Below are 15,811 nucleotides of genomic sequence, written 5' to 3'. Positions count from 1 at the left end.
GAGTCGCGACCGCCCTTTCTTCTTCGGAGAAGCTATCCAGAGCAGTAGGTGAGGTCGATGGTGGACCGCTGGGGCACATCGCCGGGCGCGAGCGACTGGTTCGTCACCGGGTTGCCGGGCTCAGCCGGACACGCGGGGTCTGGAACGGGCTGCACGGTGAGCCCGACAGCGGGGTCCTGCAGCAGGTCGGTCGCCACCTCGATCGACTGGCCGCGCACGTCCTGGATCGTCACCAGTCCGCTCGAGACGACGAGGTTGACCGTACTTCCCTCGGCGACTTCGCTGCCGGCGACCGGATCCGAACTGATGACCGAACCGGCGGATCGGTCGGGCGAATTCTGTTTCGATACCGAACCGGATGTCAGCCCGGCCGTTGCGAGATCGGCCTGCGCCTGCTCTGTTGTCTTGTTGGTGACATCCGGAACAGCGACCTTGGCCGCACCGAGCGACACGTAGACCCGCACGACGTCTTTCGGCCGCACCTTGCTGCCCTCGTTGGGATCGGTCCGAATGACGAGGCCTTCGTCGATCGAGCTGTTCTCCTCGGTCACGACGCTGGCCACCAGGTCGAGATCGGTGAGGGTGTTGACGGCGCTTTGCTCGCTCACCCCGACAAGAGCCGGGATAGTCCTCGACTCGGTCTGCAGCACAGGAGCCTGGCCGAGCGACATCACCCAGATCATCACAGCGACGAGCACCACGGCTATCGAGGCGATTCCCGCCCAGATCCAGACAACGGGCGGGCGACGTTGCGTGCGGGTGACGGAGTCGTCACTCGTCAATTGACGAAGTGCCTGCTCGGTGCTCGCGGATGCCCGTGGTGACGGGCCGAACAGCGCCGTGCTTGCGTCATCGGTGGCGCGGTGGTGCACGGGAATCTTGCCTGCAGCGGCGGTTTCGACGTCATCGCGGAACTCCGCTGCGGTCTGATAGCGCTCGAAGCGGTCCTTTGCGAGGGCCCGCATGACGACGTGGTCGAGAGCGGGAGACACCTTCGGGTTCACCGACGACGGACGCACAGCCGTTTCGCTGACGTGCTGGTACGCGACAGCAACGGCGGTGTCACCGCGGAATGGTGCGCGCCCCGTCAGCATCTCGAAGAGCACGACTCCGGTGGAGTAGAGGTCGGTGCGCGCGTCGACGGTCTCGCCCTTCGCCTGCTCGGGTGAGAAGTACGAGGCGGTACCGAGGATCGCCGTGGTCTGCGCGACCGTCGACGAGGAGTCGGAGACAGCACGGGCGATGCCGAAGTCCATCACCTTGACCTGCTCATCCGGTGTGATCATCACATTGCCGGGCTTGATGTCGCGGTGCACGACGCCGGCGCGGTGGGAGTACTCGAGGGCGGTGAGGATTCCCTCGGCGATGGCGACCGCGCGGGAGGACTCCATCGCTCCTTCGGCGATCACAGACTTCAGCGTGCGGCCGTAGACGTATTCCATGACGATGAAGGGTTCACGTGAAACACGTCCGTCCTCCTTGATCGTCTCTTCGCCGGCGTCGAAGACGCGAACGATCGTAGGGTGGGCCATTCGCGATGCGGCTTGTGCCTCCTGGCGGAAGCGGGTGCGGAACGCCGGATCGGTTGCGAGATCTGCTTTGAGGATCTTGATGGCGACAGTGCGGCCGAGCTTGGTGTCTGTGCCGCGGAAGACGTTTGCCATGCCCCCGCGACCGACCAGATCGCCGACGAGATAGCGCCCCGCAAGCAGGCGTTGTTCGTCAGCCACGCATGAACTCCTTAGATCCCAGCCACAATCACATCATCGATATCCTAGTCCGCCCCGGTTGCGCATCCCCCGGAAAGGCGGATGCTTACTCGCCGCTCGGCTGGATCGTCGCTGTTCCTGCGGGCGACTGGCTCGATTCGGATGATCCGCAGAACACGCTGTATGTGATGCTCAGCGGTCCGGGGGTGTCGCTGACGACGACCTCGCCGCTGTTCGTGGTGACGGCGCCGCCCTCTGCCGTCGGGGTGCCCCCTGTTGCGGTGATGCGGTAGCCGAGCAGCTGCATGCCTGCCGGGCACTGCGAGAACGCGGGCCAGTTCACGGTCACAGTCGATCCGGCAGCGACGTTGACGCACCCGCCGCCGCCTCCGTCGCATCCCTCTCCTGAGAGGGTCGGAGCAGTAGAGGGCGTCGGAATCTCGGCCATCGGTCCGTACACGGTGACGGTGACGAGCTGACCGCGCTGGAGGTTGCCCTCGGGGTTGATCGCGTACACGAGACCGACCTGATCTTCACTGGTTGCCGCGTTACCCTCGGCGCGCTCGGAAGCGAGACCGAGGTCGCTGAGCTTTGCCGCGGCCTGGTCGTAGGTGTCACCGATGAAATCAGAGGCGCTCACCGAGATGAGTTCGCTCGTCGGTGTGGTCGTTGGGGTCGGCGTCGGCGTCGGCGTCGTCGCTGTCGGCGTCGGGGTCGCGGATGTCGCTGGCGGGGTCTCGCCGTCGCCCTGGTTGATCAGGGCGAAGACGGTACCGGCGAGAACGATGGCGAGGATGGTGATCAGGGCGATCAACGGCCAGGTCCACCTGCTGCGCTTCTTCTTCTCCGGATCGGTGACGGGAACCTCGGCAGTCGTCGTCGTGACCTCGGTCGCGCCGAGCAGCTGGGTCGTCGCATCCGAGCCTGCCGACGTTCCCATCAGCATGGTGGCGTCGTCTGCGCCGTCGGCGATCGCGGGGACGGCAGCTGTCGCTGCGGCAGTGTCACCGCGACGGAGCGCCTGAGCAGCGCGGCTGACGTGCGCTGCCGACGTGGGCCGGTCGGACGGGTTCTTCGCGATCATCGAGAGCACAAGATTGCGCACCGGCTCGGAGACCGTGACCGGCAGAGGCGGTGGAGTCTCGTTGATCTGCGCCATCGCGATGGCCACCTGGGATTCGCCGGTGAACGGTCGCTTTCCGGCGAGGCATTCGTAGGCGACGATGCCGAGTGAATAGATGTCTGTGGTCGGCGAGGCAGCGTGCCCGGACGCCTGCTCGGGTGAGAGGTACTGCACTGTCCCCATCACCTGACCTGTCGCGGTGAGCGGAACCTGGTCGGCGATGCGCGCGATACCGAAGTCGGTGATCTTCACCCGGCCGTCCGGAGTGATGAGCAGGTTGCCCGGCTTGATGTCGCGGTGCACGAGTCCGGCGGCGTGCGCCGCCTGCAGCGCGAGTGCCGTCTGCGCAGTGATGTCGAGGACTTTGTCTGTGGAGAGCACGTGTTCGCGCTCGAGCATGGTCGACAGGGCTTCGCCCGGAACGAGTTCCATGACGAGAAAGGCGCTGCCGTCTTCTTCGCCATAGTCGAAGACGTTGGCGATGCCTTCGTGGTTCACCAGGGCGGCGTGCCTGGCTTCTGAACGGAAGCGTTCCAGGAAGTTGGGGTCGCCCAGATACTCGTCCTTGAGGATCTTGATGGCAACAGTCCGACCGATGACCAGGTCGGTCGCGTTCCAGACTTCGCCCATACCGCCGATGGCGATGCGGGACTCGAGTTCGTAGCGTCCCCCGAAGGTGACCCCTGCTGTGGGTCTCATTTGTTCAGCACCGCCTCAATTACTTTCTTTGCAATGGGCGCGGCAACGATGTTTCCTGAGCTGTGCCGCCCCAGATTTCCGTCGTTCTCAACGACGACCGCGACTGCGACCTCAGGGTTCTCTGCTGGTGCGAATCCGGTGAACCACAGTGAATATGGTTCGTCCGTTCCGTTCTGCGCCGTTCCGGTCTTCCCCGCCACGTCGACCCCCTCTATTCTTGCACCGTTCGATTGGCCGACAGCCACGCCCTCGACCATCATGTCGGTCAGTGGAACGCACTGTTCTTCTGTGAGAGCTTCGCTCATCACCTGCGGTTCGAATGTCTTGAGCACTTCGAGGTTTCTGCCGGTCACCCGGTCGACCAGAGTGGGCTGCATGACGGTTCCGTCGTTGGCGATTCCCGCCGAGACGAGGGCCATCTGCAGCGGGCTGGCCCGCACTTCGAACTGGCCGAATGCGCTGAGGCCGGTCTGTGCCTCGTCGAGGTCGCTCGGGTAGACGCTGACTCCGGTCGGAGTCGGCAGCGCCATCTCGGAGTTGAAGCCGAACTTCTCGGCCTGCTCGCGCAGCGCCTCGTCGCCGAGTTCCATGCCGAGCTCGGCGAGCGGGATGTTGCAACTCTGACGGATCGCCTCGGCGAGCGTGACGGTCTCACCCGGCCCGCAGGTGGTTCGGGTCCAGTTGTACACGACCGCGCTGCTGCCGGGCAGGGTGAGGCTTGCCGGGTTGTCGAAGGTCGACTCCGGCGTGTACTCGCCGCTCGCGATCGCGGCGGCGGCCACGACGATCTTGAAGGTCGAACCAGGCGGGTTCATGTTGCCACCGGTCGCCCGGTTGATCAGCGGGGTCAGCGGGTCGTCTTCGAGCGCGGCATAGGTTGAGATGACGCTCTGCGCGTCGTGTGAGGCGAGGAGGTTCGGGTCGTACGTCGGCGTCGACACCATGGCCAGGATGCGCCCGGTCGACGGTTCGACGGCGACGACAGCACCCTGGCGGTCGCCGAGGGCGTCGAACGCTGCCTGCTGCACGGTCGGGTCGATGGTCACTTCGACGGCAGCACCCTTCGGTGCCTGGCCGGCGACGATCCGGTTGATCCCGTCGAGGAACTGTGAGTTCGAAGTGCCCGAGAGGTAGTCGTTCATGTACTGCTCGATGCCCGCCGAACCCTGCGTCGGGTTGAAATAGCCGGTCACCGGAGCGTAGAGCGCGCCTTCGGGGTACTCCCGCTGGAAGACGAACCGGTCACCGGTCGGAACCGACTGGGCGATCACGGTGCTCCCGGCGAGGATCGGTCCGCGTTCGGTGTCGTAGCTGTCGTAGAGGGCGCGCGTGTTCCTCGCGTCGAGTTGGAGGGCATCCGCCTGGAATGCCTGGATGACGGTGGTCGAGCCGAACAGGGCGAGGAACATCACGAGGATGACGACGCTCACCCGCTTGAGTTCACGATTCACGAGGTGACCTCCGATGCGGGGCCGGTCCGGATGCTGTCACTCACGCGCAGCAGCAGCCCGACGATGATCCAGTTGGCGACGAGCGACGAGCCGCCGGCGGCAAGGAACGGAGTGGTGAGGCCGGTGAGCGGGATGACCCTGGTCACGCCGCCGACCATGATGAAGACCTGAAGGGCGATCGTGAATGCGAGCCCGATGGCGAGCAGCTTGCCGAAATCGTCCTGTCCGCGGAATCCGATGCGGATGCCGCGCGACACGAAGAGCAGGTAGAGGCCGAGAATCGCGAAGATTCCGGCGAGGCCGAGTTCTTCGCCGAGGCTGGCCATGATGTAGTCGCTCTGCGCCAGTGGGGTCAGTTGCGGTCGACCCTGGCCGAGTCCTGTGCCGATCAGCCCACCGTGGGCGAGCCCGAAGATGCCCTGCACCAGCTGGTAGCTGCCGCCCTGAGCGTCGTACACCGGTGTGCTGAAGGCGTCGAGCCAGTTCTGGAAGCGGCCGTGCACATAGGTCAGCGTCTGGGCGGCGAAGAATGCTCCTGCGGCAAAGAGTCCGACGCCGATGACGATCCAGCTCAACCGTCCGGTGGAGACATAGAGCATCACGGTGAAGAGGCCGAAGAAGAGGAGGGCGGTTCCCATGTCGTGTTGGAACACGATGATCGCCATCGAGAGAGCCCAGACGACGAGGATCGGGCCGAGGTCGCGGAGTCGCGGGAATTGCATCCAGAGGAACTTCTTGCCGACCATCGACAGGCTGTCGCGGGTGCGCACGAGGTAACCGGCGAAGAATATCGCGAGTGCGATCTTCGCGATCTCACCGGGCTGGAAGCTGACGATGTTGCCGATGCCGATCCAGACGCGGGCACCACTGACCTCGCGGCCGATGCCGGGGACGAGGGGCAGGAGCAGCAGGAGGAAGGCGAAGGCACCGAACAGGTAGGTGTAGCGGAACAGCACGCGATGGTTCTTGATCACGAGGATCACTACGATCGCCGCGATGACGGCGATGGCGCTCCAGAGGATCTGGCGAGTGGATGCCGCTGCCCAGCCGGCAGCGCCTTCCGCGAGGTCGATGCGATAGATCATGGCGACGCCGAGGCCGTTGAGCACGGTGGCGATCGGTAACAGAAGCGGGTCGGCCTGCGGAGCGACGTATCTCAGGCAGACGTGGAGTCCGAGGACGAGTGCGGAAAGACCGGCGCCGAGATAGACGAGGTCGAGGTCGATGGCTCCTGTTGCTCCAAGCTGAACGAGCAGGATCGCCACAGAGTTGATCACGCACGCGAAGAGCAGGAGGGCGAGCTCACGGTTGCGCAGCTTCTGCGGCAGGTGCAGCTTGCGCATCGTGCGCAGGACGGCAGTGTCTGCCTTGAACTCACTCTTTGACGCGGGCAGCTCGACGATGCGGCCGCCGACGGCTCCGGTGGCGCGGGTGTGAGACGAATTCGACATCAGTCGCCCCCGTTCGTCGAGGTGGTGCGCAGACGGGAGACGATCTCCTGGGCCTCATCGAGGGAGGAGGCGCTGATGGTCTGCTCGACCTGCTGGCGATCGTAGGTCGACAGCATCGAGATCGGGATGCCGGTGTCGTTGTGTTCGCTGGACAGACTGAACGGACCGACGTCCTGCTGGATGCCCTGGAAGATGACGACGGTGTCGTCGTCCGCTCCGACGAAGTAGCGGGTCTGTGTCCAGGCATAACCGAGAAGCAGTCCAAGGGCGATGGCGAGGACGAGGGCGATGGAGCCGACAAGCCAGGTGAGGCGGCGTCGCCTGGCGCGCCGGGCATCCTCTTCGATCAGTTCGTCGAGGTAGTCGTCTGACGCCGGTTCGAAGTGGCTGGGGCCCGTCGACGCGCCGCGGCCGGAGTGCAGGCGCAGGGACGGGAGCAGCCCGGTGCGGCGGGGAACGTCGTTCTGGAAGGCGAGCGGGCGTGACGCCGAACCGACGATGACGGGCGTCTGTGCGCTCGCCGACCGTTCAGCGCCGACGTCGTAGAGAACGACGGTGACGTTGTCTGGGGCTCCGCCGTCGAGGGCTTGGCGGACGAGCTGTTCGCCGACCTGCCGCGCGGGGAGTTCCTGGGCGAGGGTGGCCTGGAGGGCATCCTTGTCGACGACGCCCGAGAGGCCGTCCGAGCAGAGCAGCCAGCGGTCACCCGGGTGGGTGCGCATGACCATGGTGTCGATCTCGGGATTCGAGTCGACGTCGCCGAGCACGCGCATGAGAACGGAGCGGCGCGGGTGCACCATCGCTTCGTCTTCAGTGATCCGGCCCGAGTCGACGAGGCGCTGCACGAATGTGTGGTCGGTGGTGATCTGGCTCAGCTCACCGTCACGGAGCAGGTAGACGCGGGAGTCGCCGATGTGGGCGATGGCGACCTCGTCGCCGACCGCGGCGATGGCGTCAACCGTCGTGCCCATACCGCCGAGTTCAGGATGCTCGAACACGGCTTCGGCGAGCTCCGAGTTCGCTGCGGTGATCGCGGTGTGGAGCGCTGCTTCGGCGTCCTGCGCGCTCGTGAACTCGGCATCCGCCTGCATGATGCGTTTGATGGCGATCGCGCTGGCGACGTCTCCGCCGGCGTGACCGCCCATGCCGTCGGCGACGACGAACAGGTGGGTTCCGGCATAACCGGAGTCCTGGTTGTTCGAGCGGACCTTCCCGACGTGGGAGATGGCCGCAGAGTCGCCTGCGTGTGTCATCTGTTACCGCCGCAGTTCAAAACTGGTCGCGCCGACCTTGATCGGGGTGCCGAGCGTGATCTGCGTCGGTGAACTGATGCGCTTGCCGCCGAGGAACGTGCCGTTCGTGGAGTCGAGATCCTGGATCATCCAGTCTTCGTTCCACAGCAGCAGTTTGGCGTGGTGGGTTGAGGTGTAGTCGTCGCGGATGACGAGGCCGGAATCGGGGGCGCGCCCGATGGTGAGCGGATCACGGCCGAGCATCACCTCGAGCCCTTCCTTCGGACCGGCGGTGATGATGAGTCGGTTCACGTTGTGGACGTTGGCCTTCTCGGCCCGGCGCCCACTTGGCGGGAGTGTAGGCGGCGGGGCCGCTGCCCGCGGAGGGAGAGGTGGAGCCGCTGCGGCACGAGGTGCTGCGCCGCCTGCAGCCTGTGCGGGCTGAGCCTTGCGGGTGTTCTGGCCGAAAATGTCTGAACGGAGTGCATAGACGATCGCGAAGACGAAGAGCCAGAGCAGCAGGAGGAAGCCGATGCGAAGCACCAGCAGGGTGAGTTCACTCACGAGGAGGACCCCCAGAATCCGCCTTCGGCGTCATACGCGCGCGTCGAATCGTCGTAGTCGTCGCGCGGAGATGGAGCGGAGGATTGTGCCAGCACTCGGAACACAATACGGGTGCGACCGATCTGCACGACGGAATCCGGGGTCAGGGCGGTCTGGGTGAATGGTGTTCCGTTGAGTGTGGAGCCGTTCGTCGACCCGAGGTCGCGGGCCTGGGCGCGCTCGCCGTCCCAGAGGATCTCGACGTGCTTGCGGCTGGTACCCGAGTCGTCGATGGTGATGTCAGCGTCGCTGCCGCGGCCGATCACGGTGCGGCTCTGGGTGATCGGGTGGCGTTTGCCGCCGACGTCGAGAACCGGTGTCCATGACACCTGGCCTTTCACGTTCACCGAGTCGATCTGGAGCATCCCGTCTGACAGGCTGCCGTCGGACTTCAGACGGATGCTGATTCCGCCGGCGAACTGGTAGCCCTGGTGTTCGGCGTGCTTCTGAACGAGGCTCGTGAGCTCATCGATGAGAGCGGGGCCGATCGTGTTCATGCGCTGGTGGTCTGCGGCTGACATTCGCACGACGAACTGGTTCGGGGCGAGGATGCGATCGCGGCTCATGACGGCAGCTTTGGTGTCGAGCTCGCGCTTGAGAGCCGATGTGATTTCGACCGGCTGCAGCCCCGAACGGAAGGTCTTGGCGAACGCACCGTTCACGGCACGTTCGAGACCTTTCTCGAAGTTGTCCAGAATGCCCACAGGTCTCCCGATCGTGTCAAATGGCTAAGCACATGTTAGTAGGCGGGGCTGAGAGTGCGGCTCACGGCCAATACGGCGCCGATATCGAATGGCGATTCAATCAGCGCCATGCTAATCTCGCTGAGTTGACACGCGAGTGTCGCAACACTGCGCGAGTGGCGGAATTGGCAGACGCGCTGGCTTCAGGTGCCAGTGCTCGAAAGGGCGTGGGGGTTCAAGTCCCCCCTCGCGCACAGGGTTGAAATACTGGAAAAGCCTCCGAGAGATCGGGGGCTTTTTTCGTGCCCGGGTGCTCGTGCTCGCCCCATATGGTGATTCCATGGACATGAACCGAAGACCCCAACCGGTGCTGCTTGCTGTCGGAGAGACGATGGCGATGGTTGGTCCGACGTCGACGGGCGGGTTGCGCGATCGTCGACGGGCGGGTTGCGCGATGCCGAACTCTTTCTCGTGGATGCCGGTGGCGCCGAGTCGAACGTTGCGGCTCATGTCGCCGGGCTCGGCCACCCGGCGGCCTGGTTCAGCCACCTGGGGGACGACGTGCTCGGAGAACGCGTGGCGCGCCAGCTCACAGAGCGCGGAATCGATGTTTCCCGGGTCGTCTTCGACCCGAACCACCCCACCGGCGTGTACTTCAAGGATCCCGGTCGAGGGGTCAGCTACTACCGGGCCGGTTCGGCGGCGTCCCATCTGACGGCGGATGCCGCGGAGACGATCGACCTGGAAGGCGTGAAAATTCTCCACGTGTCAGGGATCACCGCCGCGATCTCTGCCTCGGCATCCGCGTTCCTCGCCAGAATCATGGATCGGGCTCTGGCACGGAACATCCTCGTGAGCTTCGACGTCAATTACCGGGCCCCGCTGTGGGAGATCCCGACCGCGGCACCGGCGCTCGCAGCATTCGTCGGTAGGGCAGACATCGTGTTCACCGGCCGTGACGAGGCGGAAACACTGTGGGGTACCTCGACGCCCGAAAGTGTGCGGAACCTGTTCCCCGACGTGGCTGAACTCGTCGTCAAGGATGGTTCGATCGGTGCGACGACGTTCGCCGGGGACGTTCAGATCTTCGAGCCGTCCGAGCGGGTCGTTGTGGTCGACGTGGTCGGCGCCGGGGACGCATTCGCGGGCGGCTACCTCGCCGGGCTGCTCGACGGCGCGCCGGTCGGTGAGAGGCTCAGATCAGGGCACGCGCGAGCGGCGCTGACCCTCCAGACGGCCGGCGATTCGCTGCACCCGTAACGAGTATTCCTCGAAAAACGCACCGCAGCTCTCAGCCGATGATGGGGCTCTCGTTGGGGAAGCGGTACAGCTGACGTCTCTGGCGGATGGACAGCGCGGCTGCGAGGCTGATCGGCCCGATCCGCCCCGCGAACATCAGGACGGACAGCACGTACTTGCCCGTCGGCGGCAACTCCTCGCTGAGCCCGACGCTGAGCCCACAGGTCGCGAATGCCGAGATGACCTCGAAGAGGATGCGGTCGAGCGGCGCACTACTCACGGCCATGATGAGTCCGGTGGCGATGAGGATGAGGGTCGCGGCGAGAAAGAGCACGCTGATCGCCACTCGCAGCGCTCCTTCGGTGATCGTCCGGCCAAAGACCCGAACGTCCGAGTCACCTCGTGCTTCGGCGATGATCGCGAGGAACAGTACGGCGACGGTCGTGACCTTGATTCCGCCGGCCGTGGACGCCGAGCCGCCTCCGGCGAACATCAGCGCGTCGGTCGCGAGCAGTGTCACCGGGCCGGATGCGCTGGGGTCGACGATGCTGAAGCCTCCCGACCGCATCATCGTCGAGGCGAAGAGGGCGTGGAAGATCTTGTCTCCGACGCTCATGTCGCCGATGGTGGCCGTATTGGACCATTCGAAGACGGCCCAGATCATTGCGCCGGCGGCCAGAAGGATCGTCGTGACCAGCAACGTCAGCTTCGTGTGGACGGTCCACTTGCGGAACTCGAACTTCGTGGCCATGAGCACCATGAAGACGGGGAACCCCAGACTGCCGATGAACACCCCGATCATGATCGGGATGAGAATCCAGAGGTTGTCGGAGAATCCGGCGAGTCCATCGACGTGCGAGACGAAGCCGGCGTTGTTGAACGACGAGATCGCATAGAAGATGCCATGCCAGAGGCCGAGCGTGACGGACTGGTCAGCGATGATGAAGCTCGGCACGAGCATGATCGCGAGAGCAAGCTCGATTGCCAGGGTCGTCAGAACCACGGTTCGGAGAAGGTTCCCGACCTCACCCAGTTTTCCGGTTCCGATGCCCTGCTGAGCGAGCAGTTTGCTGCGGACACCCAGCTGACGGGTCACGGCACGCGCCAGCAGTGACGCCATCGTCACGATGCCGAGGCCGCCGACCTGGATCCCGAGGAGAATGACGACCTGCCCGAAGAACGACCAGTGCTCGGCCGTGTTCACGGTGACCAGTCCGGTGACGGTCACGGCAGAAACAGCTGTGAAGAGCGCATCGTGGAGAGGCGTCGCGTTGCCGTCTGCTGCTGCCGCCGGGAGACTGAGTAGCAGAGTGAAGACCAGCGCGACGAGAGCGAAAACCAGCAGGGCCAGCCGGGCGGGTGAGCCACGGACCAGAGAGCTGAGGAGAAGTCGCGGACTCTTCCTCAACTGGCGGGGAACCGGCATCCGACTGGTTGGGGAGCTTGCCATGGTGACCTGTCCTCTGCGCTCGACACACACGACTCAGAACGATCGATTGATCGAACGCCGACCAGACTTCCCGGCACACCGGCGCTCAGTCTATACAGGCCGAGGTTCGCTAGGGAGTGCCGGGCGCGAGGAGGCCGCTCTCATACGCGAGGATCACGAGCTGGGCGCGATCGTGCGCATGCAGCTTCGTCATGATCCGGTTCACGTGCGTCTTCGCCGTATGCGGTGAGATGGTCAGCTCATCGGCGATGTGCTGATTGGAGCGTCCGCGGGCAACGAGGAGCAGAACCTCGCGCTCCCGTTCGGTGAGCTGCTCGAGCGCACGCGGAACGATTGACCCCTGGCCTGCCCGGATGCCGGCGGCTGGTTCGGTGGGCATCACGTACTTCGTGATCAGAGCCCTCGTCGCAACCGGAGACAGCAACGCCTCGCCGGCATCGACCGAGAGCACGGCACGCGCGATGTCGTCGGGTTCCGCGCCCTTTCCAATGAACCCGCTCGCACCGGCCCGCAGGGCGGCGAGAAGGTACTCGTCTTCCTCGAACGTCGTCAGGATGAGCACCCGGGTCCCGGCAAGCGCCGGCTCGGCACAGATCTTGGCGGTTGCGCCGATTCCATCGAGCTCGGGCATCCGGATGTCCATGAGCACGACGTCTGGTCGTAGCTCCCGAGCACGGTCGACGGCCTCCTGTCCGTTGCGAGCGTCACCGATGACCTCGATTCCGTCGTGCTGGCTGAGGATGTCGGTGACGGCCTGCCTGATCAGCGCCTGATCGTCGACGACGAGCACGGTGGTCATGATGACTTCTTTCTCGACAGGGGAAGGACGGCGGCCAGACGGTAGCCGCTTCCGACGACCCCGGCAGACACCGTGCCCCGAACGGATGCGACACGCTCTCGCAGACCCAGCAGCCCGTGGCCGCTGGACGCAGAAGGCAACATATCCGATCGGGCGCGGCCCACCGCAGAGGGGATCGGGTTCGTCACCACGATCTGAATGTCAGAGTCGGTCGCAGAAACGAGTACGTGTGCGCGATGGCCTGCGCCATGTTTATGCGCATTGGTCAGGGCTTCCTGAACCACACGGTAGGCAACCACGTCGCTCGCCCCCGTCACCAGCCGGATGTCTCCCTCTAGCCGGATGCTCACCGTGAGTCCGGTTTCTCCGAACCGTTCGACGAGCGCGTCGAGTTGTCCGAGACCCGGCTGAGGTGCCGATGTGCGAACGTCGTCGTCCGCGCGGAGTACGACGAGCAGGTCGCCGATTTCGCCGAGCACCGAACGGGCGGCGGCACGAATCGTTCCCAGCGCCTCGCGCGCCTTTTCCGGTCGCGAGTCGAGTGCCGACGTGGCGACGCCGGCGTTGAGGCTGATCACCGAGATCTGGTGGGCGACCGTGTCATGCAGATCGCGTGCGATTCGCAATCGTTCTTCAGTCACTCTCTGCCGTGCCTCAGACGCGATCGCTGCGATGTACTCTCGACGCGACCGGGTGGCATCCCCTGCGGCAGCCGCGAAGGCGATGGTGACGACGAACTGAACCGCTCTCGGGTCGAGAACGTCGCCGATCGCGGCGAACAGGCTGAGCAGGCCGACAGCGATCGCGGAGACGCCTGCGACGAGGAACGTCCGGCGCCTGGTCGAGCGCGTTGCGACGCCGAACATGGCGACCGCAGCCCCGAGCACGATCCCGGGGGACAGGGTGCCACCGAGCGCAGCGATCCCATACAGAGACACGATCGCCGCCAGCACCGAGACGGGGCGGCGGCGTCTGAGCGGCAGGAGCAGGGCCGGTGCGACCGCGACGGCGAACGCGAGGGCCGACCCGGGCCGGAACTCCGGGTTGGGGAACGGAACGAGTGCAGCGACGACGATGAGCGCCGCGGCGATCACATCGCCCACCCAGCCCGGTACCGGGGGGTGCGGAGGCTTCGGTTCCGTCGTCATCTCCTCAGTGTGAACGGTACCGGCCCGTGGGGAGTCCACCCCACGCGGCATCCCGATACCGCAAGCACGGTACGCAGGTGTCTGCCGATAGGGGACGCGTCGAGGAACGGATGCCGCGAGGCTTGTTCCACAAGCCGGACCACCGGCCCCTTCACCCTGGGAGACACATGACCACCCCGATCATCTCCATCCGAGATGTCCACCGATCCTACGGCCGCGGGCAGAACCGCTTCGATGCGCTGAAAGGCGTGAGCTTCGACATTCACGAGGGCGAGAGCGTCGCCATCGTCGGTAAGAGCGGATCAGGCAAATCGACGCTCATGCACATCCTCGCGCTTCTTGACGCACCCACCTCCGGCAGCGTCGAACTCGAAGGCGTCGATACGAGCACCCTGCGCGGTCGCAACCTCAACACCACCCGCAATCGCACGTTCGGCTTCGTCTTTCAGCAGTTCTTCCTCACGGCGAACTCGTCTGTTCTCGAGAACGTCACTCTGCCGATGAAGATCGCCGGCATCGGTCGTTCCGAGAGAAAGCGCCGGGGGATGTCCGCTCTCGAGCAACTCGAGCTCGATGACAAAGCAAAGAGCAAGGCCGTGAATCTCTCGGGCGGCCAGAAACAGCGCACCGTCATCGCTCGCGCCCTGGTCAACAATCCACGCATCATCTTCGCCGACGAGCCCACAGGGAATCTCGACACGGCCACTGGCGCCGTGGTCGAAGACATCCTCTTCAACCTCAACCGTGAGAACGGCATCACGCTCATCGTCGTCACCCACGACGAAGAGCTCGCGTCGCGCTGCGATCGGCGCATTCTCGTTCGCGACGGCCTGCTGGTTGAAGACTCAGCGGCGTTGGTCGCATGAAAACCCTCGACCTCATCGGCACGGCAATCTCGAACACCTTCCGATCGAAGACCCGCACGATCCTGACCATCCTGGCCATCTTCGTCGGTGCGTTCACCCTCACCCTGACCAACGGCATGGGAACGGGGATCAACGCCTACATCGACGACACCGTTTCGGGCGTCGGAGCATCCGACGTCATGACCGTGACGAAGGCATCGGACGCAGGTCTCGGTGCCACGGACTCCGGCCCAATCGAATACGACCCGGATGCCGTCGCCAGCGGCCAGGTCGGCCCTCCCGGCGCCACCGTCGTCGCGCTGACCCCCGACGACCTCAGCGTTTTGTCTGACATCGACGGCGTGCTCGACGTGCAGGCCACCAAATCGATCTCCGCCGACTTCATCGACGCCGGAAACGGATCGAAGTTCGTGGTCGGCGTCGGAAGCCTCGTCGCAGGGCAGAGCGTGGTGCTGACCGCGGGGTCCGGACCCGACAAGAGCTCCGATGCTCTTCAGCTGGTTCTTCCCGTTTCGTATGTCGAGCCCCTTGGTTTCGACAGCGACTCGGCTGCCGTCGGCGAGACGGTGACCCTCGCGATCACCGACGCCACCCGCACCCAGCATTTCGTCGACGCCGCGGTTGTCGGTGTCGCCGAAGAGAGCATCGCGTCGCCCGCCGGGGCATCCGTCGTTCCGAATGATGCCCTGACCGATGAACTCTTCACCACCCAGAACATCGGAGTGCCGACCGATGAGGTGGAACGGTACGCGCAAGCGAGCGTCTGGTTCAGCCCCGACGCGACCGACGAGCAGATCACCGCTCTTCAGGACCGACTGGCTGACGAAGGGTACACCGGGACCACCGTCGCCGATCAGCTCGGCGCAGTGAAGACGGTCATCGACGGTATCGTTCTCGTGCTCAACGCCTTTGCCGTCATCGCGCTCCTCGCGGCGAGCTTCGGAATCGTGAACACGCTGCTGATGAGTGTGCAGGAACGCACCCGCGAGATCGGCCTGATGAAGGCGATGGGCATGGGCAGCGGTCGCGTCTTCAGCCTCTTCAGCCTGGAGGCAGCGTTCATCGGCTTTCTCGGCAGCGCCATCGGGGTGATCGCGGCGATTCTTGCCGGCACTGGCATCAGCGCTGCCCTGTCTGGTTCGCTTCTCGCCGACCTGCCCGGTCTCACCCTGATCGCATTCGACCCCGCGTCGGTCGCTGTCATCATCCTGGTCGTAATGCTCATCGCGTTCCTGGCCGGAACGCTGCCGGCAGCCCGGGCAGCGAAGGCCGACCCGGTGGAGTCGCTCAGGTACGAATAGCGCGACAACCGCACTCGCTGAAACGCCCACCCCGGTCCGATCGGGGTGGGCGTTCCT

General features: G+C 65.0%; 13 protein-coding genes and 1 tRNA gene. 4 read left to right on the top strand and 10 right to left on the bottom strand.

Annotated elements, in window-relative coordinates:
* Positions 1-32 precede the first annotated feature (32 nt).
* The 7 genes from pknB to IWX78_RS02725 form a co-directional block, all read right to left on the bottom strand.
* Positions 33-1,730, bottom strand: a complete 1,698-nt coding sequence (gene pknB, locus IWX78_RS02755) for a Stk1 family PASTA domain-containing Ser/Thr kinase (RefSeq protein WP_196831841.1) — start codon at positions 1,728-1,730, stop codon at positions 33-35.
* Positions 1,731-1,815: 85 nt separating this feature from the next.
* Complete coding sequence (locus tag IWX78_RS02750) at positions 1,816-3,531, bottom strand: protein kinase domain-containing protein (RefSeq protein ID WP_196831840.1); 1,716 nt, start codon at positions 3,529-3,531, stop codon at positions 1,816-1,818.
* Complete coding sequence (locus IWX78_RS02745; RefSeq protein ID WP_196831839.1) at positions 3,528-4,982, bottom strand: peptidoglycan D,D-transpeptidase FtsI family protein; 1,455 nt, start codon at positions 4,980-4,982, stop codon at positions 3,528-3,530. The genes IWX78_RS02750 and IWX78_RS02745 overlap by 4 nt, the downstream gene beginning before the upstream one ends.
* The gene (locus IWX78_RS02740) at positions 4,979-6,325 is read right to left on the bottom strand and encodes an FtsW/RodA/SpoVE family cell cycle protein (RefSeq protein ID WP_196832105.1); all 1,347 of its coding nucleotides are present in this window, start codon (positions 6,323-6,325) and stop codon (positions 4,979-4,981) included. Before IWX78_RS02740 ends, IWX78_RS02745 begins: the two co-directional genes overlap by 4 nt.
* Positions 6,326-6,432: 107 nt before the next feature.
* Positions 6,433-7,686, bottom strand: coding sequence for a Stp1/IreP family PP2C-type Ser/Thr phosphatase (locus IWX78_RS02735; RefSeq protein ID WP_196831838.1), 1,254 nt, complete (start codon positions 7,684-7,686; stop codon positions 6,433-6,435).
* Between the two features lie 3 nt (positions 7,687-7,689).
* Entirely contained in the window at positions 7,690-8,229 is a 540-nt protein-coding gene (locus tag IWX78_RS02730) for an FHA domain-containing protein FhaB/FipA (protein WP_196831837.1), read from the bottom strand.
* The gene (locus IWX78_RS02725) at positions 8,226-8,972 is read right to left on the bottom strand and encodes an FhaA domain-containing protein (protein ID WP_196831836.1); all 747 of its coding nucleotides are present in this window, start codon (positions 8,970-8,972) and stop codon (positions 8,226-8,228) included. Before IWX78_RS02725 ends, IWX78_RS02730 begins: the two co-directional genes overlap by 4 nt.
* Positions 8,973-9,121: 149 nt before the next feature.
* Here IWX78_RS02725 and IWX78_RS02720 point away from each other — a divergent pair.
* Positions 9,122-9,205: transfer RNA gene (locus IWX78_RS02720), tRNA-Leu, on the top strand.
* Positions 9,206-9,398: 193 nt separating this feature from the next.
* Entirely contained in the window at positions 9,399-10,211 is an 813-nt protein-coding gene (locus IWX78_RS02715) for a sugar kinase (protein WP_334684516.1), read from the top strand.
* Between the two features lie 31 nt (positions 10,212-10,242).
* Here IWX78_RS02715 and IWX78_RS02710 read toward each other — a convergent pair whose 3' ends face one another.
* From IWX78_RS02710 to IWX78_RS02700, 3 genes are all read right to left on the bottom strand, one after another.
* Entirely contained in the window at positions 10,243-11,640 is a 1,398-nt protein-coding gene (locus tag IWX78_RS02710; RefSeq protein WP_196831835.1) for a TrkH family potassium uptake protein, read from the bottom strand.
* A 109-nt stretch (positions 11,641-11,749) separates the two neighbouring features.
* Entirely contained in the window at positions 11,750-12,439 is a 690-nt protein-coding gene (locus tag IWX78_RS02705; RefSeq protein WP_196831834.1) for a response regulator transcription factor, read from the bottom strand.
* Positions 12,436-13,587 (bottom strand): sensor histidine kinase, encoded by a 1,152-nt coding sequence (locus IWX78_RS02700; protein WP_196831833.1) that lies wholly within the window; start codon positions 13,585-13,587, stop codon positions 12,436-12,438. The genes IWX78_RS02705 and IWX78_RS02700 overlap by 4 nt, the downstream gene beginning before the upstream one ends.
* Positions 13,588-13,754: 167 nt before the next feature.
* Between IWX78_RS02700 and IWX78_RS02695 the strand changes: the two genes are divergently transcribed.
* The gene (locus IWX78_RS02695) at positions 13,755-14,453 is read left to right on the top strand and encodes an ABC transporter ATP-binding protein (protein ID WP_196831832.1); all 699 of its coding nucleotides are present in this window, start codon (positions 13,755-13,757) and stop codon (positions 14,451-14,453) included.
* Positions 14,450-15,754: an ABC transporter permease gene (locus IWX78_RS02690; RefSeq protein ID WP_196831831.1), complete on the top strand. Its 1,305-nt coding sequence runs from the start codon at positions 14,450-14,452 to the stop codon at positions 15,752-15,754. Before IWX78_RS02695 ends, IWX78_RS02690 begins: the two co-directional genes overlap by 4 nt.
* Positions 15,755-15,811: the final 57 nt, after the last annotated feature.

It is taken from the genome of Mycetocola sp. CAN_C7 (genome assembly GCF_015752285.1).
Lineage (GTDB): Bacteria > Actinomycetota > Actinomycetes > Actinomycetales > Microbacteriaceae > Mycetocola_A.
The sequence above is the reverse complement of the archived record's forward strand: the minus strand, read 5'-3'. Positions and strand labels throughout refer to the sequence as shown.